This is a genomic window from Pseudotabrizicola sediminis (assembly GCF_004745575.1).
Taxonomy (GTDB): Bacteria; Pseudomonadota; Alphaproteobacteria; order Rhodobacterales; family Rhodobacteraceae; genus Pseudotabrizicola; species Pseudotabrizicola sediminis.
The window spans coordinates 263,283-287,115 of record NZ_RPEM01000003.1 but is presented as its reverse complement, the minus strand read 5'-3'; the positions used below and the strand labels follow the sequence as shown (position 1 = coordinate 287,115).

The 23,833-nt window shown below is 63.6% G+C and carries 22 protein-coding genes; 13 read left to right on the top strand and 9 right to left on the bottom strand.

Going from position 1 to position 23,833, the window contains the following annotated elements:
• The 3 genes from EEB11_RS06240 to EEB11_RS06230 are packed head-to-tail and all read right to left on the bottom strand — an operon-like array spanning position 1 to position 2,893.
• Positions 1–816 carry a metallophosphoesterase family protein gene (locus EEB11_RS06240; RefSeq protein ID WP_135429553.1) on the bottom strand — a complete coding sequence of 272 codons (816 nt, stop codon included), beginning with the start codon at positions 814–816 and terminating at the stop codon, positions 1–3.
• On the bottom strand, positions 816–1,733 hold the full coding sequence (locus EEB11_RS06235) for a diacylglycerol/lipid kinase family protein (RefSeq protein WP_135429552.1): 918 nt from the start codon (positions 1,731–1,733) through the stop codon (positions 816–818). The genes EEB11_RS06240 and EEB11_RS06235 overlap by 1 nt, the downstream gene beginning before the upstream one ends.
• 59 nt (positions 1,734–1,792) lie before the next feature.
• Positions 1,793–2,893, bottom strand: a complete 1,101-nt coding sequence (locus tag EEB11_RS06230; RefSeq protein ID WP_135429551.1) for a zinc-binding metallopeptidase family protein — start codon at positions 2,891–2,893, stop codon at positions 1,793–1,795.
• 250 nt (positions 2,894–3,143) lie between these two features.
• Here EEB11_RS06230 and EEB11_RS06225 point away from each other — a divergent pair, with 250 nt between their 5' ends.
• Positions 3,144–3,320: a CTP synthetase gene (locus tag EEB11_RS06225; protein ID WP_135429550.1), complete on the top strand. Its 177-nt coding sequence runs from the start codon at positions 3,144–3,146 to the stop codon at positions 3,318–3,320.
• Here EEB11_RS06225 and EEB11_RS06220 read toward each other — a convergent pair whose 3' ends face one another.
• Entirely contained in the window at positions 3,321–4,094 is a 774-nt protein-coding gene (locus EEB11_RS06220) for an alpha/beta fold hydrolase (RefSeq protein WP_135429549.1), read from the bottom strand.
• Between the two features lie 92 nt (positions 4,095–4,186).
• On the opposite strand from EEB11_RS06220, the gene EEB11_RS06215 reads away from it, so the two are divergent.
• Entirely contained in the window at positions 4,187–4,558 is a 372-nt protein-coding gene (locus EEB11_RS06215; protein ID WP_135429548.1) for a hypothetical protein, read from the top strand.
• Between the two features lie 79 nt (positions 4,559–4,637).
• Here the strand turns inward: EEB11_RS06215 and glyA are convergent, their stop codons facing one another.
• Positions 4,638–5,933, bottom strand: coding sequence for a serine hydroxymethyltransferase (glyA, locus tag EEB11_RS06210; protein WP_135429547.1), 1,296 nt, complete (start codon positions 5,931–5,933; stop codon positions 4,638–4,640).
• A 239-nt stretch (positions 5,934–6,172) separates the two neighbouring features.
• Here glyA and EEB11_RS06205 point away from each other — a divergent pair, with 239 nt between their 5' ends.
• On the top strand, positions 6,173–6,937 hold the full coding sequence (locus EEB11_RS06205) for an NAD kinase (protein ID WP_135429546.1): 765 nt from the start codon (positions 6,173–6,175) through the stop codon (positions 6,935–6,937).
• Positions 6,938–7,010: 73 nt separating this feature from the next.
• Here EEB11_RS06205 and EEB11_RS06200 read toward each other — a convergent pair whose 3' ends face one another.
• From EEB11_RS06200 to EEB11_RS06190, 3 genes are all read right to left on the bottom strand, one after another.
• A complete protein-coding gene (locus EEB11_RS06200) occupies positions 7,011–8,447 on the bottom strand; it encodes a sigma-54-dependent transcriptional regulator (protein ID WP_135429545.1) in 1,437 nt (478 codons plus the stop codon).
• A complete protein-coding gene (locus EEB11_RS06195) occupies positions 8,444–8,968 on the bottom strand; it encodes a hypothetical protein (protein ID WP_135429544.1) in 525 nt (174 codons plus the stop codon). The genes EEB11_RS06200 and EEB11_RS06195 overlap by 4 nt, the downstream gene beginning before the upstream one ends.
• Positions 8,969–9,066: 98 nt before the next feature.
• Positions 9,067–10,959, bottom strand: coding sequence for a propionyl-CoA synthetase (locus EEB11_RS06190; RefSeq protein ID WP_135429543.1), 1,893 nt, complete (start codon positions 10,957–10,959; stop codon positions 9,067–9,069).
• Positions 10,960–11,705: 746 nt separating this feature from the next.
• On the opposite strand from EEB11_RS06190, the gene EEB11_RS06180 reads away from it, so the two are divergent.
• Genes EEB11_RS06180 through EEB11_RS06170 form a run of 4 tightly spaced genes read left to right on the top strand, consistent with a single transcriptional unit; the run spans position 11,706 to position 15,325 of the window.
• Positions 11,706–12,821 carry an AAA family ATPase gene (locus EEB11_RS06180; RefSeq protein ID WP_167852671.1) on the top strand — a complete coding sequence of 372 codons (1,116 nt, stop codon included), beginning with the start codon at positions 11,706–11,708 and terminating at the stop codon, positions 12,819–12,821.
• Between the two features lie 8 nt (positions 12,822–12,829).
• Positions 12,830–13,255 (top strand): hypothetical protein, encoded by a 426-nt coding sequence (locus EEB11_RS06175; protein WP_135429540.1) that lies wholly within the window; start codon positions 12,830–12,832, stop codon positions 13,253–13,255.
• Positions 13,252–13,506 (top strand): hypothetical protein, encoded by a 255-nt coding sequence (locus EEB11_RS19510; RefSeq protein WP_167852670.1) that lies wholly within the window; start codon positions 13,252–13,254, stop codon positions 13,504–13,506. Before EEB11_RS06175 ends, EEB11_RS19510 begins: the two co-directional genes overlap by 4 nt.
• Positions 13,507–13,519: 13 nt before the next feature.
• Entirely contained in the window at positions 13,520–15,325 is a 1,806-nt protein-coding gene (locus EEB11_RS06170; protein ID WP_167852669.1) for a TniQ family protein, read from the top strand.
• A gap of 360 nt (positions 15,326–15,685) precedes the next feature.
• Here EEB11_RS06170 and EEB11_RS06165 read toward each other — a convergent pair whose 3' ends face one another.
• Positions 15,686–17,965, bottom strand: a complete 2,280-nt coding sequence (locus EEB11_RS06165; RefSeq protein WP_135429538.1) for an NADP-dependent malic enzyme — start codon at positions 17,963–17,965, stop codon at positions 15,686–15,688.
• 139 nt (positions 17,966–18,104) lie between these two features.
• Between EEB11_RS06165 and EEB11_RS06160 the strand changes: the two genes are divergently transcribed.
• From EEB11_RS06160 to upp, 6 genes are all read left to right on the top strand, one after another.
• Entirely contained in the window at positions 18,105–19,190 is a 1,086-nt protein-coding gene (locus EEB11_RS06160) for a cupin domain-containing protein (protein WP_135429537.1), read from the top strand.
• Positions 19,191–19,271: 81 nt separating this feature from the next.
• Positions 19,272–19,664 (top strand): cytidine deaminase, encoded by a 393-nt coding sequence (locus tag EEB11_RS06155; protein WP_135429536.1) that lies wholly within the window; start codon positions 19,272–19,274, stop codon positions 19,662–19,664.
• Positions 19,664–20,971 carry a thymidine phosphorylase gene (locus tag EEB11_RS06150; RefSeq protein WP_135429535.1) on the top strand — a complete coding sequence of 436 codons (1,308 nt, stop codon included), beginning with the start codon at positions 19,664–19,666 and terminating at the stop codon, positions 20,969–20,971. Before EEB11_RS06155 ends, EEB11_RS06150 begins: the two co-directional genes overlap by 1 nt.
• Complete coding sequence (locus tag EEB11_RS06145; protein ID WP_135429534.1) at positions 20,971–22,167, top strand: phosphopentomutase; 1,197 nt, start codon at positions 20,971–20,973, stop codon at positions 22,165–22,167. The genes EEB11_RS06150 and EEB11_RS06145 overlap by 1 nt, the downstream gene beginning before the upstream one ends.
• Positions 22,164–23,135 (top strand): adenosine deaminase, encoded by a 972-nt coding sequence (locus EEB11_RS06140; protein WP_245298788.1) that lies wholly within the window; start codon positions 22,164–22,166, stop codon positions 23,133–23,135. The genes EEB11_RS06145 and EEB11_RS06140 overlap by 4 nt, the downstream gene beginning before the upstream one ends.
• Before the next feature lie 2 nt (positions 23,136–23,137).
• On the top strand, positions 23,138–23,770 hold the full coding sequence (gene upp / locus EEB11_RS06135; protein ID WP_135429532.1) for a uracil phosphoribosyltransferase: 633 nt from the start codon (positions 23,138–23,140) through the stop codon (positions 23,768–23,770).
• Positions 23,771–23,833: the final 63 nt, after the last annotated feature.

Sequence of the window (23,833 nt, the reverse complement as noted above, 5' to 3'; positions counted from 1 at the left end):
CTAGATATCCCCTTGCCTCCCCCACCCCGTATCCGCGCAGTCCTGCTGATAGCGCGTCACGTTGTCCGGCGTGTAGTCCAGCGCATCCCCCACCGTGCGCCAGCGGGTTACCGTGACCAGACCCTGATCGAAGTCGATCACGTTCAGGTCGTTGTCCTCGCCGCGCAGGCGGGAGGACAGGGTGGTGCCGGCCTGCACGCAGAGCATGGACCGCGCGCCTTTGTGCAGGGCAAAGGGGGCGGCGGCCCAGAGGTGGAGGTGGCCGCTCAGCACCACATCGGCGCCGGCGCGGGCGAGGGCCTCGGCCCCGGCATTGGCCCCCTTCATCGGGGTCTTGCCGGTGGCGGCGGGCGTGGTCAGCGGGTGGTGCAGGGCCGCCACGCGCAGCTGGCCGGGGCGGGCGGCGGCGAACACCTGGGCCACATGGCGCAGCGAGGCGGGCCGCAGTGTGCCGCGTTGCCAGACATAAGGATCGGTGGTGTTGACGCCCACCACCAGCAGGTCAGGCGCATCCACCACCGGCTCCAGATCCGGGCCTGCGACGCGGCGATAGCCGTGCCAGGGCCAGAGCATCCGGGCCAGCGGGTTGTAGAGCGGCACGTCGTGGTTGCCGGGGATGCACAGCACCGGCTGCGGCAGGGCGGCCATCAGCTTTGCCGCAGCCGCCCATTGCGCGGGCAGGGCGCGCTGCGTCAGATCGCCCGAGATCACCACCACATCGGGCCGCAACCGATGGGCAAGGGCAATCAGCGGTTTCACCAGCCCGGCCCGTTCGGTGCCGAAATGCAGGTCCGACAGGTGCAGAAGGCGGCCCATCACGCCTCCTCCGGAATTGTAGGAGGCACCGGCAGGATCACCGTCAGCACATCGGGAAGGGTGCGGAAGGCAAAGGGGGCGGCCATCTTTTCACGCTCGCCGTCGCGGGCGATGGTGCGGCGGCGGGCGCGGGTTTCGATCTGTACCGCCTCGGCACCGATCAGGGTGAAATCGCGGTAGGGCAGGGCCATCCGCACCGCAATGCGCAAGGCAAAGCCCAGGAGCTGCCAGCGCCGCAGTTCGGGCGCGATATAGACCGCCAGCTGCCCGGCGCGGATCAGGTCTACCCCTTCGAGCATGCCGTATTCTTCCAGCTGATAGGCGTTTTGCGCCACGAAGATCATCGGCGAGTGCCGGACCTGCACCACGCCGTCGATTGTCAGCGTCATCCGGCTGGGGCGGTTATAGGTGGCCAGCACCTGCAGGCCCGACCAATAAGCGGCCCATCGCGACCGGCCCCATTTGGCATAGGCCGCCTCGCGCCGTTCCAGCAGGGCCGGATACAGGCCCAGGCTGGCGTTGTTCAGGAACAGCTTGCCATTCACCTCACCCGCCGCCGCCATGGTTTCCACCCCGGTCAGCAGTTGTTGCATCGCGGCCTCGGGGTCGTTCTCGATGCCCAGAGAGCGGGCGAAAAAGTTGAAGGTGCCCAGCGGCAGAATGCCAAGTGCTGTGCCCGTTCCGGCCAATTCGGTGGCGACACTGCAGACCGTGCCATCACCCCCGGCGGCGATCACGGTGGCAAAGCCATCGGCCCGCGCCTTGCGGGCGGCTGCCGGAATCAGCGCGCCCTTGCGGATCAGTCGCACCTCATGCACCAGCCCGGCCGCCCGCAAGGGGGCGGTCAGATGGTCGATCCGCGCGGCGGATTTCTTTCCAGACCCGGCATTGGCCAGCACACAGATGGGTTCGCGCATTTTGGGCCGGTGCTCCTGCCGGGAAAAGGGTGTCAAACAGATGGCAAACGCGGCCGGTGTCAGGCCGCGGGTTCAGGATGGCACCGTTGCACCAGATCATGCACAAAGCGCAGCTTGGTCTGCACATCGGCGGGCAGGGAGAACGGGTACAGATCACTTTGCCCCATCGACCGGTTCAGGCTGTTGAGCGCCAGTGTCAGGGGCACCCAGTTGCCGATCAGCTGGCCTGCATCGCGGCTGTGATGGGGGTCGGCATCGACCTTTGCGGCCAGCGACTGCCCGGCATCCACCCGCAGCCCCAGCGCCGATGCCGTTTCCAGCGTGTCTACCATGTGCAGGTAATGCGCCCAGGTTTCGGCCCAGTCTTCCCAGGGGTGCATGGTGGCATAGGCGGACACGAAACGGTTTTCCCAGCCTTCGGGCGCGCCCATGTCGTAGTGCTTTTTCATCGCTTCGGCGTAATCGGCCCGCTCATCGCCAAACAGGGCGCGGCAGTCTTCCAGCGCATCGCCATCGCGCACCAGAAGATCCCAGTAGTAATGCCCGACCTCGTGCCGGAAATGGCCGAGCAGGGTGCGGTAGGCTTCGCCCATCTGGCTGCGCCGGGTTTCGCGGGCAGTGTCGTCAGCCTCGATCAGGGCAATGGTGATCACCCCGTCGGAATGGCCGGTCAGCACCTTTTCCGTGCTGCCCGGATCATCGGCCAGAAATTCGAACACCAGCGGTTCCGGGTGGCCGGAATCGGGCAGGGGGCGGGGCAGGTTCAGCCGCAAGACGGAATACATCAGCCGTCGCTTGGCGGCTTCCATCTTGGTCCACAGTTTCACATGCGCGGGGGTGGACAGATCGGGCACGGTGCGGTTGTGCAGGCAGGCAAGGCAATAGCCCGCCGGCCCGTCGCCATCACCCGCCGCGCTGCGATGCATCCAGTTGCAGGCAGAGCGTTCCCAATTGCGGCAAAAGCGCAAGGGGCCGGGGTCTGTGGCTTGATCCGCAGGCGCGGCGCTGTCTGGCAAGGCCCGCCAGACCGGGCCATCGGCGACAACGGCCAGCATGCGGTCGGCGTCCGGCAGATAGCCCAGCATATGGCCGCATTTCAGGCAGACGGTATTTTCGAAATACAGGATTGCGCCACAGCACTGGCAGTGAAAAAGTTTCATGAAAAAGATGTCCCCGGATAACAGTGCAAGCGCGGATGCGCCCGGCAAAGAGGCATCCATAGGTGTGGAAAACGGGTCTGTGCGGTCACAGCACGCTTTTCTACGGCTTTAACCCCGGCATGGCAGTCGGGTTCCCTGCAGGCGATGCGATTGTCGCAGGCCAATCAGACACAGGCGGTTGATCTGCGTCAAGGTGGCGGGGTGGGGGCGGTGATATCGATGTGGAAACACATTAGGAACGGACTTTGCGATGACCCGACTGACAGCCCTGCTTTTTTCCATCATCGCCCCCTCGCTGATGGGGGTGGCCGTGATTGTTGCCCTGACCACGGGGAACGATACCCTGAGCCCGATCATCCTTGCCGCCGCGATCGGCTTTGTGGCGGGCCTGCCGGTCAGCTGGCTGGTGGCCAGGCAACTGGCCTGATCACGCGGTCAGGAACACCCGCACGGTGTCTTCAAATTCGCGCGGCTTTTCGGCGTGCAGCCAATGGCCGGTGCCGGGGATCTTGGCAAAGCGTGCGCTTGGGAACAGCGCGCGGATAGTGTCGCGGTATTCGGGTTTGACGTAATGGCTGTCCGCCCCGGTCAGGAACAGGGTGGGGCCGTCGAACTGGCCGGTTGTACCGGGCCAGCCGACGATTTTCGGCATCTCGGATTCCAGTACCGGCAGGTTCAAGCGCCAGCGCGGCCCGCCCGTCGCCTTCATGTCCAGTGACTGCAGGAAAAATGCCCGCAGGCTGGCATCTTCTATTGTTTGCGCCAGCCGCTTGTCAGCCTCGCCGCGCGTGGTGATGCCTGTCAGGTCAAGCGCCTGCATCGCCTGCGCATGGTGTGACTGGTCGTGGCTGTAGGCCACGGGGGCGATATCGGCCACCACAAGACGGCCGACCTGCGCGCCACCCGTCAGCGCCAGTTGCATCGCCGCCTTGCCGCCCATGGAATGACCCAGCAGGTCGACCTTGCCGCCAAGGCTGTGGATCACCTCGGCCAGATCGGCCGCCATTTCGGGATAGCCATGCACCGGCACCTGCGGGCTGTCGCCATGGTTGCGCATATCGACCGCCACCACATCGCGCACATCGGCCAGACGCCGCGCGATGACGCCCCAGTTGCGGGCCGAGCCATAAAGACCATGGGCAATGACCAGTGGGGGGGCATCAGACGGGGTGGCGGCGGGGTGATGGATCGTGGCAAGCATGCCACCTGTCTACCGCCAGTTCGCCAGCCCTGCCAGAGGCATTGAGGATTTTGCGGCCCCGGCTTAAGCTTCGCCGGAAAAAGGGGCAGGCGATGAGCGCAGTCACAATCCAGCAAATGGCGGACCGGGTCGCCGGGTTGATGGAGGAACGTCTGGGCGTCCGGGGCACAGGTCTGTCTGAAAAGCTGCGCCGGGGCGGGCGGCTGTTGCCGCGCAGCGTGCGGGCACAGGCGCAGGAGCTGGCCGTTCTTGCCGAAAAGGCACAGAACCCCAAGCTGCTGGGGCAGATCGACCCGGCCCGCGTGGCAAGCTGTTATGACAGCTGCCTGCGCCACCTGTCGGCGCAACGCGCAGGATCGGCCGCGCTGCGGGCGCTGGTGCGCATCGGCACCACGGTGGCGCTGGGGCTGCTGGCTGTGGCTGTGCTGGTGCTGCTTGTGCAGCGGCTGCAGGGCCGGATCTGACCCCGCAACGCAAAACGGCCCCTGCTGTCCCCGAAGGGGCCGCAAGGGCCGGTGCTGGCAATGGCTCAGCTGATGCGGATCACAGGTCCGGGTAGATCGGGAAGCGCTTGCACAGCGCCTCGACCTCGGCCTTCACGCGCTCTTCCACCGCTGCATTGCCCTCTTCGCCATTGGCGGCCAGCCCGTCGACCACTTGCGTGATCCAGTCGCCGATCTGGCGGAACTCTGCCTCGCCGAAGCCGCGCGTGGTGCCTGCCGGGGTGCCCAGACGCACGCCAGAGGTGATGGTGGGCTTTTCGGTGTCGAACGGGATGCCGTTCTTGTTGCAGGTGATATGCGCCCGGCCCAGGGCCTTTTCGGTGGCGTTGCCCTTTACGCCCTTGGGCCGCAGATCGACCAGCATCAGGTGGCTGTCGGTGCCGCCGGTCACGATATCAAGCCCGCCCTGCATCAGCTGATCGGCCAGCGCCTGCGCGTTCTTGATGACCTGCGCCTGATAGGTCTTGAACTCGGGCCGCAGTGCCTCGCCAAAGGCCACCGCTTTCGCCGCGATCACATGCATCAGCGGGCCGCCCTGAATGCCGGGGAAGATGGCCGAGTTGAACTTTTTCGCCAAGGCCTCGTCATTGGTCAGGATCATCCCGCCGCGCGGGCCACGCAGGGTTTTGTGGGTGGTGGTGGTCGCCACATGGGCGTGCGGGAAGGGGCTGGGGTACAGCCCCGCGGCCACCAGCCCGGCGAAATGCGCCATGTCGACCAGCAGGTAGGCACCCACGCTGTCGGCAATTTCGCGCATGCGGGCAAAGTCGATGATGCGCGGAATGGCGGAGCCGCCGGCGATGATCATCTTTGGCTTGTGCTCGGTCGCCAGTTCCGCGACCTGATCATAATCCAGCAAAAGGTCCTGCTTGCGCACGCCGTATTGCACGGCCTTGAACCACTTGCCCGACTGGTTGGGGGCCGCGCCATGAGTCAGGTGGCCGCCTGCGTCCAGTGACATGCCCAGAATGGTGTCGCCGGGTTGCAGCAGTGCCTGGAACACGCCCTGATTGGCCTGGCTGCCGGAGTTGGGCTGCACATTGGCAAAGCCGCAGCCGAACAGCTGGCAGGCCCGCTCGATCGCCAGATTTTCGGCGATGTCGACATACTGGCAGCCGCCGTAATAGCGCTTGCCCGGATAGCCTTCGGCGTATTTGTTGGTCATCACCGAGCCCTGCGCCTCCATCACGGCGCGGCTGACGATGTTTTCCGATGCGATCAGCTCGATCTCATGGCGCTGACGCCCCAGTTCCTGCGTCATCGCGCCGAACAGTTCGGGGTCGCGGGAGGACAGAGTTTCGGTGAAAAAGCCGTTGTCACGGTGCGGGGCGTTCATGGGCGTCTCCTGCCAGATCCGGGGGTCGGGATAGCGCTCATTTAGACCAAGCATCGCCCCCGGGAAAGGGAGGAAAACGACGCATCCCCGGATGGGTGCGAAATTTGGCAGTTGGTGGGGGGCTGGGGTCGGCCCCGGTGCCTGACCTGCGCCGGTCCTGCCCGGTTCGGGCGACCGGTGCGGCAAGGGTTGAGTTCCTGCCCGCAGCCCGTCAAGACTGTGCGCAAGGGAGAACCGCCGTGCCCACATCCAGAATTGCCTTCCGTGCCAGCTCCACGCCCGTTGCACAGGCGGCGCTTGCCGGGCTGACCGCCCGGCACGGCCAGACCCCGCTGGGGCAGGCCAGCGCGGTGGTTGCCCTTGGGGGCGACGGCTTCATGCTGCAGACCCTGCACGATACCCAAAGTGCGGGTCTGCCGGTGTATGGAATGAATTGCGGCACTGTCGGCTTTTTGATGAACGCGTTTGATCTGGACGGTCTTGCCGACCGCCTGAGTCTTGCCGAGGAAACCGTGATCAACCCGCTGCACATGCGCGCCACCACGGCCACGGGCCGGGTGGTCGAGGCGTTGGCGATCAACGAAGTGTCGATGCTGCGTGCCGGGCCGCAGGCGGCGAAACTTGCGATCTATGTCGATGGCAGGCTGCGGCTGGAAGAACTGGTCTGCGACGGGGTCTTGCTGTGCACGCCCGCCGGGTCCACCGCCTATAACTATTCGGCGCATGGCCCGATTCTGCCCATCGGGTCGGATGTGCTGGCGCTGACCGCCGTTGCCGCCTTCCGCCCCCGGCGCTGGCGCGGGGCGCTCTTGCCGAAAACCGCTGTGGTGCGGTTCGAGGTCACCCAGCCGGACAAACGCCCGGTGATGGCCGATGCCGATGGCCGGTCGGTACGCGATGTGATCTCGGTCGAGATCCGGTCTGAACCCGAGATCCGTCACCGCATCCTGTTCGACCCCGGCCATGGGCTGGAAGAACGGCTGCTGGTCGAACAATTCGCCTGATCCTGCCGTCTGGGGCATCAGGCACTGCCGACCGGGGTGGCGCCATCGCGGTGAGGCCCTTCGGCGCGGGCCGTCAGGGTTTGCCGCCCCAGCCTTCCAGCTTGCGATAGATCGTGGAGGGCGACAGGTCCAGCACCCGCGCCGCCTTTGGCACCGATCCACCGTTGCGGGCGATGGTTTGCTCGATCACCATCCGCTCGATTTCGGCCATGCTGCGCCCGATCAGGCCGTCCAGACCATCGCGTGCGGCATCATCGGACACCGCAACCGGCACCGGCACGCGGGTGCTGTCGGGGCGCGCGACCCGCACCGCGCGGTGCAGTGATGCGGGCAGCATGTCCAGTGTCACCCGCCCGCCCGGATGCAGCACAACGACATTGCGGATCACATTCAGCAGCTGGCGCACATTTCCCGGCCAGCTGTGCCTGCGGAACAGGGCCAGCACCTCGGGGGCAAACCCGTCAAACTGCCGCCCCTCTTCGCGGGCAAAGCGGTCCAGTACGGTTTGTGCAATTTCCGCTACATCCCCGTTGCGCGCGCGCAAAGGCGGCATGTGGATCGGCACCACAAACAGCCGGTAGTACAGATCCTCACGGAATTCGCCCCGGCGCACGGCGTCTGCCGGGTCGCGGTTGGTGGCGCAGATGATGCGCACATCCACCCTGCGCGGCCGTACCGCCCCCACCGGCTGCACGGTCGAGGTTTGCAGAAATCTGAGCAGTTTTGTCTGCAAGGCCGGGGCCATCTCGCAGACCTCGTCCAGAAACAGCGTGCCGCCGTCCGCCGCCGCCGCCGCCCCCTGCTTGTCGGAAATCGCGCCCGTGAAGCTGCCTTTCATATGGCCGAAGACTTCCGATTCCAGCAGATGTTGCGGAATCGCCCCGCAGTTCAGCGCGATGAAAGGCCCATGCGCACGCGGGCTGCCTGCATGCACGGCCAGCGCGCAAAGCTCTTTGCCGGTGCCGCTTTCGCCGGTGATGAACACCGTCGCCATCGACCCGGCCACCGACCGGATCATATCCTGCACTGCGCGCATGGCGGCAGAGGAGCCGATGAACACATCGCCCGCCGTTTCGGGTTCGGCCTTGGCCCCGCGCCTGACCGCTGCTTTGTGACCGTCATGTGCGGGGGCGAGGGTGGCCTCGACGGCACGCTCTACCGCTGCCAGCAGCCGCGCCGCGTCGAACGGCCTGCGGGTCAGCACATCCTGCGCCCCGGCCTGCATCGCCTCGACGGCGCGGGGCAGGCTGGCGGTGGCGGTGATCACGATGATCCGCGCCTCTGGCCGCAGGGCCACCATGTCGCGCAGCACCGCCAGACCCCCGCCGCTCTCCAGCCCCAGATCCAGCAGCACCGTCTGCGCCTCGGTTTCCTGAAACAGCGCCATCCCCTCGGTTGCCGTGGCTGCGATGCGCAGACTGTAGCCCGCCGGTTGCAGCACCGAGCGACAGGCCACCTGCACCGATGGCATATCTGCGATCATGAGCAGCGGCAGCCGCGCCGCAGTCATCGCGGCAAGCCTTCGGCCGCAGCCTCGACAAAGCCGATCAGCGCCGCCAGCCCGGCCAGAACCGCCGGTCCCATGTCGTGCATCTGCGCCGTATCCCCGGCCAAGGCCGCCCGGTTCAGCGCTTGCGCGCCCTGTTGCAGCCCGCGCGCCCCGGCCGTCCCGGCCAGCATCACCAGCACATGGGTCTGCGCGTCCACCACGCGCGCGTCCGATTGCGCCAGCCCCTGCGCAAGGGCTGTCAGAACCCGGCGCAGGTCGACGGACATCTGCAGGGTCAGCTCGGCTGCCACCTCGGGCCCGGCCAGTGCCAGCAATGCCGCAAACACGCCATCATCCACAGCCCCGGGCTGAATGGCTTCCAGCGCGGTCAGCGCCTGATGCGCCTCGGCCAGCGCCAGCCGGGCGGGGCCGGGCAGGGCGCATCCGGCAAGCCGGGTCAGCGCCGCGCGCAACACCGCCAGCTGCGGGCCCGTGTCACGCAGGTTCAGGGCAGAGCGGTGCGCGACACTGGAGTCAACCATGATTCAAACCTACCTCAAGGCTTGCATCTGTCCAGCATCTTTGCGGGCGCCCGCGTCGCGCCTGCAGGCCTCAGCCCCCATTCATCAGCCCCCAGCCATCAGCCCTTGGCCAGACCAAGGCCCTGCAGCGCTACCTTGATCTCATCCAGGATCGCCGGGTCGTCGATGGTGGCGGGCATCTTCCACGTCTTGCCATCGGCGATGCTGACCATGGTCGCCCGCAGGATCTTGCCCGACCGGGTCTTGGGCAACCGGTCCACCACCACGGCGCGTTTGAAGTCGGCCACCGGGCCGATCTTTTCGCGCATCAGCGCCACACATTCGGCCACCACATCGGCGGGCGCGCGGTCCACGCCCTTGTTGAGGCACAAGAACCCCAGCGGCGACTGGCCCTTCAGCGCATCGGCCACCCCGATGACGGCACATTCGGCCACATCCCGGTGCCCGGCCAGAACCTCTTCCATCGCCCCGGTGCTGAGCCTGTGACCGGCCACGTTGATCACGTCATCCGTGCGCGCCATGATGTAGAGATAGCCCTTGGCATCGACATAGCCGGCATCCCCGGTCTCGTAATATCCGGGGAAATGCGACAGGTACGATTTCACGAAGCGCTCTTCGGCATTCCACAGCGTGGGCACTGTGCCGGGTGGCAGCGGCAGTTTTATGGCAATCGCGCCCAGCGTGCCCGGCGACACCTCATGCCCGCCTTCATCCAGCACCCGCACGTCATAGCCCGGCATCGCCATCGCGGGGCTGCCGATTTTGACCGGCACCAGCCCAAGGCCCAGCGGGTTGGCGGCAATCGCATAGCCGGTTTCGGTCTGCCACCAATGGTCGATCACCGGCACGTTCAGATGCCGCCCGGCCCAGTCGACCGTGTCGGGGTCGGCCCGTTCCCCCGCCAGAAACAGCGCCTGCATGCTGGAGGTGTCGTAATCCTTGATCAGCGCGCCGGTCGGATCATCCCGCTTGATTGCGCGCAGCGCGGTGGGGGCGGTGAAGAAGGTTTTCACCTTATGCTCTTGAATCACCCGCCAGAAGGTGCCCGCATCCGGGGTGCCCACCGGCTTGCCCTCGAACACCACTGTGGTGCAGCCCGCAATCAGCGGCGCATAGCAGATATAGCTGTGCCCCACGACCCAGCCCACATCCGACGCCGCCCAGAACACATCACCGACCCCGCAATTGTAGATCGCCCGCATGGTCCAGTTCAGCGCCACCAGATGCCCGCCCGTCGGGCGCACCACGCCCTTGGGCGCGCCCGTGGTGCCAGAGGTATACAGGATGTAGGCCGGATGGTTGCCTTCGACCGGCACACAGTCTGCCGGTTCCACACCATACTGGAACGTGTGCCACGCCAGATCGCGACCGTCGATCAGCTTGGCCACCTCTTGTTCGCGTTGCAGGATCACGCAGAAATCGGGCTTGTGGCTGGCCATCTCGATCGCGCCATCCAGAAGCGGTTTGTAATGCACCACGCGCGAGGGTTCGACGCCGCAGCTGGCCGCGATGATTGCCTTTGGGGTGCAATCGTCAATCCGCACCGCCAGTTCGGCTGCCGCAAAGCCGCCGAACACCACGGAATGGATCGCCCCCAGCCGGGCGCAGGCCAGCATCGCCTCCAGCGCTTCGGGCACCATCGGCATGTAGATGATCACCCGGTCGCCCTTGGTGACCCCTTTGGCCTTCAGCGCCCCGGCAAGGCGCGAGACGCGGTCCAGCAGTTCGGCATAGGTGATCACATGCTTGGTGCCGGTGACCGGGCTGTCGTGGATGATGGCAGGCTGGTGGCCGCGCCCGGCCAGCACATGCCGGTCCACCGCGTTCCAGCAGGTGTTCACCATGCCATCGGTGAACCACTCATACAACGGCGCGCGGCTGTCGTTCAGGGCATGGCTGGGCTTGCGCGCCCAGTCAATGGCCCCCGCAGCCTCCATCCAGAAGCCCTCGGGGTCGGCCTGCCACTTTGCGTAGATTTCGGAATAACCCATTCTGCGCGCCTCCTCCCAACGCTTGGGGTTTGTGTTACGGCATCGCGGGCCAAGCACGCAACAATGTTACCGCCGGACAGTGGGCGGGGTGCGACATTATGTTTGCAGAAATGGGCCAGTTTGGGGTGCAAAGTTTTGCAAACAGCGGGAATATGGCAATAAAACCGACAATCCCAGTCAGCTTTGCAAATTAGTGCAGTTGCCGCTTGCGAATCTTCTGCCGCACCGCTGCCCGGCGCTTCTGTAGGTGGAAGCATAGTTATCCCATTTCGGGGCAAATTGGTGCCATTCTGGACGCATAAATTTGCCAGAGACCGTCAAGCCATTGTTTTCATTAGGTCTGTGAGAGCGCCATTTTCGGCCACGAACTCAGGATGATGACCCGTTTGGGTCGTTCTGGGCCGGTTGACGGAGCATTTTGGCTCAGGCATCCTCCCCTCACGTCAAATTTTTCCACAATGAAAACAGCATCATAGCTCGCGCCACCTTGGCGGTCAGGCTTTGGTGAAAGGACCTGTTATGCCATCGTTCAAGTTCATGAATGCTCACCTTCTCGATCCGCGCCCGAGCCACGATGCTCTATCGCGCCGCCTTTTCGCTGTTCAGCAGAATTGGATGCGAAGAAGCGCGACTCTGATGATGACACCCGATCAGAGGAAGATCGGCATCAGCGGTCCGGGGTTTCAGCCATCGAAATGGAACCCCAACACCCGTCGAGCCCAGCTCGCACCGGAAGGAGACGCATTGTGAAAAGACTGAAAGTGATCCAGCTCATTGAGCAGAAGGAGATCGGGGATCCCGAGAAGGTCCGCCGCAGATTACGAGATTTTCTGTTTGACCGTCGGATTGATAGGCTGGCGCGCGCTGCCCACGGGAAGCGCTTTTCAGAGGTGTCAACTGTTGCAAATGGCGACGAAATCGCTCGTCTCGAACATGAAGCCCTTCTCAAGAGAGTAGATGAAGAGCGTATCCGTGCGCGCGTTGAAAAACTGTTCTCACGGCGCGCTGCCGCGTCCGCAACTTCGCACCTGAGCAAAACCGAAATCACAAAGCTTCAGGCTGCACGGGGAGACATCCCTGTTGCCGTGGCAAAGAGCGAAGCCTGGGCAGATGAAGTGGCCGCGCGCCTCCATCAAGAGGCGCCATGGCTGGCTTCAGCGACAGAGGTTCTTTGGCATTCACTGCGGAGATCTGCACGTCTGGGGGAGCCTATCAAGATTTCCCCACTTATCATCAACGGCCCACCTGGGGTTGGGAAGACCCGCTTGGCAAAGCGTTTTGCTGAGCTTGTTTCAGTCCCCTCTGTTGGACTAGACGCATCCACTGGAAGCCCCGGCTTCAGCATAGTCGGCCTTGAACGGGGATGGGGATCAGCACAACCTGGCCGTCCCGTTGAGATGATCTTGGAAAGTCGGATGGCGAACGGCATCGTCGTCGTCGACGAGATCTGCAAAGCAAAGTCAGCGGAGTCGAAAAAGGGCACGGCCTTTTCATTCTACGATGCGCTGCTCTCGCTGCTTGAGCCAGAGTCCGCGCGGCGGTGGGAATGCCCGTTCTACCGCGTCTCTTTCGACATGTCGCACTTGTCTTGGATTTTCACATCCAACGACGTCGATCTGGTGCAGCCGACAGTCAAAAGCCGCTGCACTGTGGTGCACGTCCGCGCGTTGACACCCCTCGAGCTCCAAGACTTTGCGATCCGCCGCGGCAGAGAGCTTTCTCTTTCCGACGCATCGATTGAGGCGATCATCGTCGCTTTGATCCATGCACAAGACCGCTTGAACCGCCGCATCAGTTTGCGCGACGTCTCGCGGATGTTGGCCCGGGCTCAGGACCTAGAGAGCAGACCAATTTTTCAGTGAGGAAGACTATGATGAATTCGATGTCCTATCAGGATCCCCGCAGACCTTTCCTTGGACGCAGCGAAAACCTTAAGGAACTTCTGGGGCGATCAAGAGGCGACGATGACCTGCTGGCAGCGCTTGACGCCGATCGAGCTATGACCGGCATGTTTCGCCAATTTCAGCAGGAAATGGCTCTTACATGGCTGCAGACCCATCGCCCAGACTGGCACGAACAGCTTGAAGAATTTCTTGCACATGTTAAGGGCCTCAGCTCGATTTTGCCGACGGAATCGATCCTCGAAGATGCACCAGTTCTTTCTGAATGGTGCGCTGTTCATCTGGGCGCATATCCTCACCTTTTCGGGCAAGTTTCTGGGCATCCGCGTCTCGGAGACCAGCGCTACATCGCGACATCGCCCTATTTTCAAATTCATCCGTCTGGGAACGCTTGATTTACGGCTCGCGCGGTCGTTTTGGTCTCGTTGCTGAGACCACCATTCAAGCAATTGATCTCGCGCTTTCCCTCGAAGACGACCAGCTTTCCCGCGACCATTTTGCGGAAGTGTGGGGCATTCGCGAAGGTGTCAAATGGGACCTGAACGTGTTTGCAGCCGCAGACTGGCGGATTGTGCCTCTGAATGGTTCCAAGCGCTTGGAAGAAGAGCCCGACGGTCGGCGTCGCAAGAAGCGCCGTGCTGCGTGAAGGAGGGGCAGATATGGCATTGCTTCCGCACCTTCCATTTACCCCCGGGGAGTCCCTCTACTCCTACATCGAACGGATCGCCCGCACCCATGGAAACATGGGTGCGGTGGAATTTCTGAGGATCATCAAAATTGCCCCAAGCGGGCTCGTAGTGGCTGACGACATCGATATTCAACAGCTTTCGGACATCACTGGCGCCGTGCCGGATGATCTGAAAACCGGCGTGCTGATTCAGCCTGATAGCGCGACGGTGTTGTTTCGTGGCGAGCCTACCGACAAGGCGTTCTTTGGGCCTGGTGAGTGGGGCTACTGCCCCATCTGCGCTCAAGAAAACCGGGATCCCTACGGCAACCCAGTCACTAAGGTGGTCTGGCAGATGGCGTCCGTGCGGACATGCGTAGATCACTCGGTCTTTTTGCTCCCCCATTCTGTCATTTCTTCCGCTGGGGTTTCGCAAGACTTCCCAACGGTGAAAAAGGCCTACGCGTCAAAAATTGAGGATGTCTCTCCTCTCGAGGACCACCTTCGTCAGCGGGCGGCCGGGGCGTCATCTTCTGGTTGGATCGATGGCCAGCAAATCGACGTCATCTCGCGGGTTTCGGAAATCATCGGCGCAATCCTCAAGTTCGGTCAGTATACATCGATGAAAAGCCTCTCACGGTGCGATCTCTTTGTCGCAGGAAGCGTCGGCTTCCCTTTCATCGCAGGCGGACCAGCCGGCATCCGCGCAGGGTTGACCGAAATTCTATCAGCAAGCCGTGACAAAAACTGCGAACCCACCCCGACTGCAAAATTTGGGATCCTCTACAAATGGCTGAATGACCGAGTAACTCAGCCGGAATGTGTAGAGATTGCAGGTATCGTGCGCGATTTCATTCTTGAGACAATGCCTATCGATCCCGGCGCCGTTGTTTTGGGGGAGAAGGTCACTGTTCGCCGGGTGCACAGCATCAAGTCGCTCGCACTTGCGACGGGCTTGAGCCGTGATGCGGTTCGGGGATCTCTGGAAGGGTCTGGCTTGGTTGAGGCGGAGATCCTCAATACATTGCCTCAGGCGGTCGCGCTGAACAGCAAGGCCGCAGAAATGGCCATTCTGATGTCAGAGGAAAGTCTGCCTGAAGACCCATCTGATGTCGCACGCGCCCTTTCTTGTTCGTCGCGGGTTGCCCTTGAGCTTCTTCGGTCCGGCATGCTGTGCCTTAGCGCCAAGTTGAGTGATGACACAACTTCGGCCGCTCTTTCGGGGCCTCGCAACTTGTTTAGCTTTCTGTCTGACATTTACGAAAAGGCCGATCCCGTTGCGACGATGGGCGATGAAATGTCCGACCTTTGGTCAATTGCGCATGAGTTTGACCTGCCTGTTGCCGCCCTTCTCCAGTTGATTTTGTCTGAAAGGATCAAGTGCGTGGAGCGCGTTCTGTCGGAAAGCGGTCTCCAGGCTGTCAAAGCGTCTCCACGTGAAGTCGGCAAGCTTACGACCAAGACGGATCGTGCAGAGGCGATCTTTGCCAGCCAGGCAGCAAAGATCATCGATGCGCCGACGAGCTACATCGACCTGCTGTCCCGGTATCCAGATGCAAACGGTGACTTTCTGCTGCGGCGCTCCTTTCGTCGGAAGGGCAGGAAAGTGACTTGGCTGGTCAGCCTGAACGACGTGCGGCAATTCACGCGTGATCACGTCAGTATCGATGAGATCAGCCGCTCAGAAGGACGCCGGCCAACCGATACCTTTCGGAAGCTGTCAGAGACGGGGATCCATCCGATTTTTGCCGAACACAAACCGCCCGCGATATTCTACAAAAGAGCACCGCTGACCTGAAAATACCGAGATAATTCAGACCTATACGCTATGAAGCCGCCCGATTGGGCGGCTTTTTTCTTGCCTTGGCTTCGAACTTTCGATGGTAAAACTTTAATGGCCAGAATGGCAAAAGTTTGGACAGATTGGGTTTAGCCGTCAGAAAAGTATATGTATTTCAGTGTGTTGTGAAGAGAGTCGCGGCTGGAGTGGGCTAACTATGGTTCCACCTACAGCTTCCTGGGGTGCCGCCCGGGCACAGCGCAGGAGGGCGGAAGACCGATGAGCGGGGGATCAGAGGGTAAAGAACGGTTACAACTGAAGAGTGAACCGATTGACCCAAAATACCTCCCCCCGCTGTTACGCAGGGGGAAGTCTGTGTTATCCGTAATGCGCCACAGGGGTGCCTGCGATGGCGGACACGTTCAGCAGGCCGCGGGCGGTGATCGACGGGGTCACGATATGGGCCTTGTTGCCCATCCCCATCAGGATTGGCCCGACCTCCAGCCCGCCGGCCTTCATTTTCAGGATGTTGCGCACGCCCGAGGCGGCGTCGGCGGAAGCAAAGACCAGCACGTTTGCCGGGCCATCAAACCGCCCGCCCGCCAGAAGCCGGTCGCGCAGGGACTGGTCGAGGGCGGCGTCGATGTTCATCTCGCCCTCATAGGCAAAATCCGGCTCGCGCGCGTCCAGCAGTTCCAGCGCCGCCCGCATCCGATGGGCCTTTTCATTGTCCATGTTGCCGAACTGACTTTGCGTACACAGCGCGATCTTGGGGGCCAGACCGAAGCGCTTCACGTGCCGCGCCGCCCCCAGCACCGTCTGCATGATCTGCTCTGGCGTCGGCTCGGCATTCACATGGGTGTCGGCGATGAACAGCGGGCCGTCTTCCAGAATCATCATCGACAGCGCTGCGACGGGCTGCAAGCCGTTGCGCGCCAGCACCTGACGGACATAGCCCAGATGCCACAGATACTGCCCGAAGGTGCCGCAGATCATGCTGTCGGCCTCGCCTCGGTGCACCATCACCGCCGCAATCGCGGTGGTGTTGGTCCGCATGATCGCGCGGGCAATATCGGGCGTCACGCCGCGCCGCGCCATCAGCTCGGCATAGGTGCCCCAATAGTCGCGGTAGCGCGGGTCGTTTTCCGGGTTCACCAGATGGAAATCGCGGCCCGGACGGATTGGCAGGCCGGCGCGTTCACACCGCGCCTCCACCACTTCGGGCCGCCCGATCAGGATTGGCAGGTCGGTGGTTTCTTCCAGCATCGCATTGGCGGTGCGCAGCACCCGTTCATCCTCGCCTTCGGCAAAGACGATCTTGCGCTCGGCGTGCCGCGCGGCCTCGAACACCGGGCGCATCAGCAGGGCGGATTTGAACACCGATCCGTCCAGCGTTGCCTTGTAGGCCTCCAGATCGGCCAGGGGCCGCGTGGCCACGCCGGTTTCCATCGCGGCGCGTGCCACCGCACTGGCCACAACGCCCATCAGCCGCGGGTCGAACGGCTTGGGAATCAGGTAGTCGGCCCCGAACGACAGCTTTTCGCCGCTGTAGGCCGCCGCCGCCTCTGCGCTTGTCGTGGCGCGCGCGAGGGCGGCGATGCCTTCGATGCAGGCGATCTTCATCTCGTCGTTGATCGTGGTGGCCCCCACGTCCAGCGCACCGCGGAAGATGAAGGGAAAGCACAGCACATTGTTGACCTGATTGGGAAAGTCAGACCGGCCTGTGGCGATGATGGCGCCGGGGGCAACCTCGCGCGCAAGGTCGGGCTGGATTTCCGGGTTCGGGTTGGCCAGCGCGAAGATGATCGGATTGGGGGCCATCCGGGCCACCATGTCCTGCGTCAGCACGCCGGGCCCGGACAGGCCAAGGAACAGGTCTGCGCCCGCGATCACATCGCCAAGTGTGGCGGGGGTGGTGCCTTGGGCAAACGCCTCTTTCTGCGGGGACATCTGCGCGGTGCGGCCCTTGTAGACCAGCCCTTCCAGATCGCAGAGCCAGATATTCTCGCGCCGGACGCCCAGTTTGACCAGCATCTCAAGGCAGGCGATGCCCGCAGCCCCCCCACCGGTGGAGACGATCCGGATCTGGTCAAAACTCTTGCCCGCGATGATCATCGCATTGGTGGCGGCAGCGCCGACCACAATGGCGGTGCCGTGCTGGTCGTCGTGGAATACAGGGATGTTCATCCGCTCGCGGCACAGCTGTTCGACGATGAAACAGTCGGGGGCCTTGATGTCTTCCAGATTGATGGCGCCGAAGGTCGGCTCCAGCGCGCAGACGATATCGGCCAGCTTTTCGGGGTCGGCTTCGTTCAGCTCGATGTCAAAGCAGTCGATGTTGGCGAATTTCTTGAACAGAACCGCCTTGCCCTCCATCACCGGTTTGGACGCCAGCGCCCCGATGTTGCCAAGGCCCAGCACCGCCGTGCCGTTGGTGACTACCGCCACAAGGTTCCCGCGCGAGGTGTAGCGCGACGCGGTGGACGGGTCGGCCCTGATTTCAAGACAGGCCTCGGCCACGCCGGGGGAATAGGCGCGCGACAGGTCGCGTCCATTGGCCAGTGGCTTGGTCGCGCGGATCTCCAGCTTTCCCGGCTTGGGGAATTCATGATAATCCAGCGCCGCCTGACGGGCATTGTCCTGACGCACTTCTTCCATTTTCGCCTCCCGGAAAATTTGGTTTAGCCTTAAACCATTTATTTTGATCCGCCAACCGGCTGAGTGCGCTAACGCCGCCGCTGTGGCTTGCAAATTTTTTGTCCGAGTCCCAGCATGGCGACAAACTCCGGGGAAATCCATGACCGAGACGCGCGCCGAAATTCTTCTGTCCACGCAGGAACTGCGCCATGACCTGCCGTTTTACACCAAGGTGCTGGGGATGCGGCTGGATATGATCTATCCCGCCGACGACCCCGAGGTGGCGGTGCTGTCGGGCCATGGGCTGCGGTTGCGCATCCGAAAGGGGGCCGAGGTGCCGCCGGGCGTCCTGCGCATCCTGACCGAAGACCCCGATGGCTTTGCCGGGGGGCAGCGCGTTCTGACCGCGCCCAACGGCACGCGGGTGGAGATTGACGAGATCAACCCAGCCCTGGTTCTGCCGCAGACCGAACACGCCTTTGTGGTGCGCCGTCTGGCCGATCAGGCCCCTTGGGTGATTGGCCGCGCCGGGATGCACTACCGCGATCTGGTGCCCAGCCGGTTGGGCGGGGCGATGATTGCCAGCCATATCCGCATTCCTGATGGGGGGCCGGTGCCCGATATGGTGCATTTCCACCGGGTCGGCTTCCAGCTGATCTTCTGCATCAAGGGCTGGGTGGATGTGGTCTATGAAGATCAGGGCGGGCCGATCCGGTTGCAGGCGGGCGATTGTTTCATCCAGCCGCCGGAAATCCGCCACCGGGTGCTGGAGGCCAGTGACGGGATCGAGGTGATCGAGATCGGCGTGCCCGCCGAGCATGTGACGGAGATTGACCACGACATGACCCTGCCCACCCCGCAGCTACGCCCCGACCGCGAATGGCAAGGCCAGCGGTTCGTGTTCAACCGGGGCAGCGACGGGGTGTTCGAGCCATCGCGTCTGCCGGGGTTTGTGGCGCGTGACACCACGATCAACGCCAACACCAAGGGCGTGGCGAGCGTCATGGTGCTGCGGCCTGATGGCGTGGCCGCGCCGATGGCCCGGCATGCGGGGGATATTCTGTTCACCTTTGTCATGGCCGGAGAAATGACGCTGGAGGGAGAGGGGAAAGATCCGTTCCGCCTGTCGCCCGGGGATGCCTTTGTCATACCGCCGGGCATGGCGACGCGGTATGCTGATCCGACCGGGGATCTGGAACTGCTGGAGGTGTCATTGCCGGGCAATCCTGCGACCAGCGTTCTGTGACCCCATTTTGTCTGATACCCTTGCGCTTTAGCGGGCATGCGCCCACAATTCCCGACCAATTGGTCAAGAACCGAGGCTGAGATGACTCTTTTGCAAGCTGCCACCGATGTTCGCCTGCGCGCCTATGCGCCCTATTCGCGGTTTCTGGTGGGGGCGGCTTTGCGGACCACATCGGGGTCAACCTATGTTGGGTGCAACGTGGAAAACGTGGCTTATCCCGAAGGCACCTGTGCCGAGGCGGGGGCGATTGCCGCGATGATTGCCGGGGGCGATACCCGCATTGCCGAGGTGTTCGTGATCGCCGACAGCCCAGACCCTGTGCCGCCCTGTGGCGGGTGCCGCCAGAAGATCGCGGAGTTTGCTGATCCAGAGGTCAAGGTCACGCTGTGCACCACCGATGGCAAGCAGCGCACGCTGACGGTGGGGGAATTGCTGCCCGGCGTGTTCACCGCCGCCCATATGGACCGCGCCTGATGGATGCGCGCAGCATCATAGCGCAAGTGCGCGACGGCGACTCGCCTTCGGCTGATGCGCTTGCGTGGTTTGCGCAAGGGCTGGCCTCGGGCACGGTCACCGATGCGCAGGCCGGGGCTTTTGCCATGGCGGTGCTGTTGCGCGGCTTGTCGGATGAGGGGCGGGTGGCGCTGACGCGCGGCATGCGTGATAGCGGCAGGGTGATGTCATGGGATCTGCCCGGCCCGGTGCTGGACAAGCATTCGACCGGCGGGATCGGCGATTGCGTGTCGCTGCTGCTGGCCCCGGCCTTGGCGGTCTGCGGGGCCTATGTGCCGATGATCTCGGGGCGCGGTCTGGGGCACACGGGGGGCACGCTGGACAAGCTGGAGGCGATCCCCGGGTTCCGCACCGGGTTGAGTGAGGACCAGTTCCGCGCCCAGTTGGGCCGCGTGCACTGCGCCATCGTGGCGGCCAGTGCCGACCTTGCCCCGGCTGACAGGCGGCTGTACGCGATCCGCGATATCAGCGGCACGGTGGAAAGCATCGACCTGATCACCGCGTCGATCCTGTCAAAAAAGCTGGCGGCGGGGTTGGAGGGGCTGGTGCTGGATGTCAAATGCGGCTCGGGCGCGTTCATGAAAACGCCCGAACGGGCCGAGGCTTTGGCGCGCGCGCTGGTCAGCACGGCGCAGGGGGCGGGCTGCATGACCACCGCGCTGATCACCGATATGTCGCAGCCCTTGGCCACGGCGGCGGGCAATGCGCTGGAAGTGATCGAGGTGATGGAGACGCTGACCGGCACATCGGTGAACGCGGCGCTGTGGGATCTGACCTGCGCCTTGGGCGGCGAGGCTTTGGCGCTTGGCGGGCTGGCGGCGGATGCCGAAGACGGGGCAGGGCGCATTGCGCAGGCGCTGGAGTCTGGCGCGGCGGCAGAGGTGTTTGGCCGCATGGTCGCGGCGCAGGGCGGGCCTGCGGATTTTGTCGAACGCTGGCCCGACCGGCTGCCGGCGGCGCCCGTTGTGCGCGAGGTGCCATCGCTGGATGATGGTTTCATCGCGCATATTGATGGCGAGGCATTGGGCCATGCGGTTGTGCATCTGGGGGCTGGGCGGTTGCGCGAGGGCGACAAGGTGCACCCGGCGGTGGGTCTGTCCGACCTGATCGGGTTGGGAGAAGAGATCGGCGCGGGCGTGCCTTTGGCCATGGTTCATGCGGCAACCGAGGATGCGGCAGATGCGGCGGTGCGGGCAGTGCAGGCGGCGTACCGCGTCGGCACCTCTGTGCTGGACGAAGGGCCGCTTGTGATGAAGCGGATCACCTGATGGCCCGCGCGTTTCTGGTTGTGCTGGATTCGGTGGGCTGCGGCGGCGCGCCGGATGCCGCCGAGTTTGGCGATGCAGGGGCCAATACCTTGGCCCATATAGCACAAGCCTGTGCCGATGGCCGGGCCGAGACGGGCCGAAGCGGTGTGCTGCGGATGCCCAATCTTGACGGGCTTGGCCTGGGGGCGGCGATCCGGCTGGCCTCTGGAATGGAGGCGCCGGGTCTGGGGGCTGCGCCCACCGGGTTGTGGGGGGCGGCGACCGAGGTGTCGCGCGGCAAGGACACGCCCTCGGGGCATTGGGAATTGGCGGGGGTGCCGGTGCCCTGGGACTGGACCTATTTTCCCACCGAAGGCCCTGCGTTTGCGCCCGATCTGGTGGCCGAGGTGTGCCGTCTGGCGGGGACCGACGGTATTTTGGGCAACTGCCATGCCTCGGGCGTGCCGATCATCGCTGCGCAGTGCGAGGCGCATCTGCGCACCGGCTGGCCGATCTGCTACACCTCTGCCGATTCCGTGTTCCAGATCGCCGCGCATGAAGAGGCGTTCGGGCTGGACCGCCTGCTGAAGCTCTGCGCCGAACTGGCCCCCACCTTGCACGCGATGCGGGTCGGGCGGGTCATCGCGCGGCCCTTTACCGGCGGGTGTGGGGATTTCACACGCACCGCAAACCGCCGCGATTATGCGATCGCCCCACCTGCGCCGACGCTGCTGGACTGGGTGGCAGGGCAGGGGCGGATGACCCATGCGGTTGGCAAGATCGGCGATATCTTTTCGATGCGCGGCATACAGGCGTTGCACAAGGGCAAGTCCGATGCTGACCTTTTCGAACATCTGGTGCGGTTGGGGGCGGAGGCGGAGCCCGGTTCCCTGACCTTTGCCAACTTTGTCGAGTTTGACAGCCTTTATGGCCACCCGCGTGACGTGGCAGGTTACGCCCGTGCGCTGGAATGGTTTGACGCAAACCTGCCGCGCTTTTTGGCCACCCTTGGCCCCGGCGATCTGGCGATCTTCACCGCCGACCATGGCAACGACCCGACCTTCCCCGGCACCGAGCATACGCGCGAACGGGTGCCGGTGACCGGTTATGGCCTTGGGGTGCGGCCCATCGGTCTGCGCGCCTTTGCCGATGTGGGTGCAAGCGTCGCGCATCATCTTGGCGTTCCTCCTCACAACCCCGGAGTATCTTTCCTGTGACCCCGAAAATCGAACTTCACCTGCATCTGGAAGGGGCTGCGCCCCCTTCGTTCATCCGGGGACTGGCAAAGGAAAAGCGGCTGGACATTGCGGGCGTGTTTGATGAGCGCGGCAACTACAAATACACCGATTTCTGGGATTTCCTGAAGGTGTATGAAGCCGCAACCTCTGCGCTCAAATCGCCAGAGGATTACGCCCGGCTGACGCTGGCGGTGCTGGAGGAAAGTGCGGCCAGCGGTGTGGTTTATTCCGAAACCTTCCTGTCCCCCGATTTCTGCGGCGGGCGTGATGTGGGCGCGTGGCGCGAATACCTGCACGCCATCCGTGAGGCGGCGGATCAGGCAGAGCGCAGCATGGGGATAACCCTGCGCGGCATTGTCACCTGTATCCGCCATTTTGGCCCGGAAAAGGCGCGCGAGACCGCGCGTTGTGCGGCCGATACGGCGGGGGACTGGATCGTGGGGTTCGGCATTGCCGGCGATGAAAAGGTGCTGACGCCAAAGGATTACCTGTGGTCGTTTGACTGCGCGCGCGAGGCGGGCTTGCGCCTGACCGCCCATGCCGGGGAATGGGGCGGGCCGCAATCGGTGCGCGATGCGGTGAACGATCTGGGAGTCGAGCGGATCGGGCATGGGGTGCGCGCGATTGAAGATCTGGCGCTGGTGGACGAGTTGGCCGAACGTGGCATCGTGCTGGAGGTGTGCCCCGGATCGAACGTGGCACTGGGCGTCTACCCCGACTGGCGCAGCCACCCCATCGGCCAGCTGTATGACCGGGGCGTCAAGGTCACCGTCAGCACCGACGACCCGCCGTTTTTCCACACCACCATGGAGCGGGAGTTCGAGGAACTGCACCGGGCCTTCGACTGGGATGACGGTGTTTTCGCCAGCCTGAACCGCACCGCGCTTGACGCCGCCTTCTGTGATGCCGATACACGCGCACGTATCGCCAAACTTCTGGAGGCCTGACCATGCTGGACCATCTGACCGTCGTTTCGCACCCGCTGGTCCAGCACAAGCTGACCCTAATGCGGGAAAAGGACACCTCTACCGCGTCGTTCCGGCAATTGCTGCGCGAGATTTCCCTGCTGCTGGCCTATGAGGTCACGCGCGAACTGCCGATGACCACCAAGCGCATCGAAACCCCGCTGGAGCCGATGGACGCGCCGGTGATCGAGGGCAAGAAGCTGGCGCTGATCTCTATCCTGCGGGCGGGCAACGGGCTGTTGGATGGTATTCTGGAGCTGATCCCGGCGGCGCGGGTGGGCTTTGTGGGCCTGTACCGCGACCCCGAAACGCTGCAGCCGGTGCAGTATTACTACAAGGTTCCGACGCAGCTGGAAGACCGGGTGTGCATCGTGGTCGATCCGATGCTGGCCACGGGCAATTCCTCGGTCGCGGCGGTGCAGCTGTTGAAAGACAATGGCGCGAAAAACCTGCGCTTCTTGTGCCTGCTGGCCGCGCCAGAAGGCATCGCGCGGATGCAGGAGGCGCATCCTGATGTGCCCATCGTGACCGCTTCGGTCGATAGCCATTTGAATGATCATGGCTATATTGTCCCCGGGCTAGGGGATGCGGGTGACCGGATGTTTGGCACAAAATAGCGGGTAAATCGCTTTACTCGGAAACAATATTATTCCAGTATCCCCTATAAGCTACTTGGGGGT

Coding starts and splice junctions, on each gene's coding strand:
- EEB11_RS06155 (WP_135429536.1), top strand. CDS start 19,272: ATGACTCTTTTGCAAGCTGCCACCGATGTTCGCCTGCGCGCCTATGCG.
- EEB11_RS06165 (WP_135429538.1), bottom strand. CDS start 17,965: ATGGAAGAAGTGCGTCAGGACAATGCCCGTCAGGCGGCGCTGGATTAT.
- glyA (WP_135429547.1), bottom strand. CDS start 5,933: ATGAACGCCCCGCACCGTGACAACGGCTTTTTCACCGAAACTCTGTCC.
- EEB11_RS06220 (WP_135429549.1), bottom strand. CDS start 4,094: ATGCTTGCCACGATCCATCACCCCGCCGCCACCCCGTCTGATGCCCCC.
- EEB11_RS06225 (WP_135429550.1), top strand. CDS start 3,144: ATGACCCGACTGACAGCCCTGCTTTTTTCCATCATCGCCCCCTCGCTG.
- EEB11_RS06190 (WP_135429543.1), bottom strand. CDS start 10,959: ATGGGTTATTCCGAAATCTACGCAAAGTGGCAGGCCGACCCCGAGGGC.
- EEB11_RS06240 (WP_135429553.1), bottom strand. CDS start 816: ATGGGCCGCCTTCTGCACCTGTCGGACCTGCATTTCGGCACCGAACGG.
- EEB11_RS06145 (WP_135429534.1), top strand. CDS start 20,971: ATGGCCCGCGCGTTTCTGGTTGTGCTGGATTCGGTGGGCTGCGGCGGC.
- EEB11_RS06160 (WP_135429537.1), top strand. CDS start 18,105: ATGACCGAGACGCGCGCCGAAATTCTTCTGTCCACGCAGGAACTGCGC.
- EEB11_RS06235 (WP_135429552.1), bottom strand. CDS start 1,733: ATGCGCGAACCCATCTGTGTGCTGGCCAATGCCGGGTCTGGAAAGAAA.
- upp (WP_135429532.1), top strand. CDS start 23,138: ATGCTGGACCATCTGACCGTCGTTTCGCACCCGCTGGTCCAGCACAAG.
- EEB11_RS06230 (WP_135429551.1), bottom strand. CDS start 2,893: ATGAAACTTTTTCACTGCCAGTGCTGTGGCGCAATCCTGTATTTCGAA.
- EEB11_RS06150 (WP_135429535.1), top strand. CDS start 19,664: ATGGATGCGCGCAGCATCATAGCGCAAGTGCGCGACGGCGACTCGCCT.
- EEB11_RS06195 (WP_135429544.1), bottom strand. CDS start 8,968: ATGGTTGACTCCAGTGTCGCGCACCGCTCTGCCCTGAACCTGCGTGAC.
- EEB11_RS06170 (WP_167852669.1), top strand. CDS start 13,520: ATGGCATTGCTTCCGCACCTTCCATTTACCCCCGGGGAGTCCCTCTAC.
- EEB11_RS06200 (WP_135429545.1), bottom strand. CDS start 8,447: ATGACTGCGGCGCGGCTGCCGCTGCTCATGATCGCAGATATGCCATCG.
- EEB11_RS06215 (WP_135429548.1), top strand. CDS start 4,187: ATGAGCGCAGTCACAATCCAGCAAATGGCGGACCGGGTCGCCGGGTTG.
- EEB11_RS06175 (WP_135429540.1), top strand. CDS start 12,830: ATGATGAATTCGATGTCCTATCAGGATCCCCGCAGACCTTTCCTTGGA.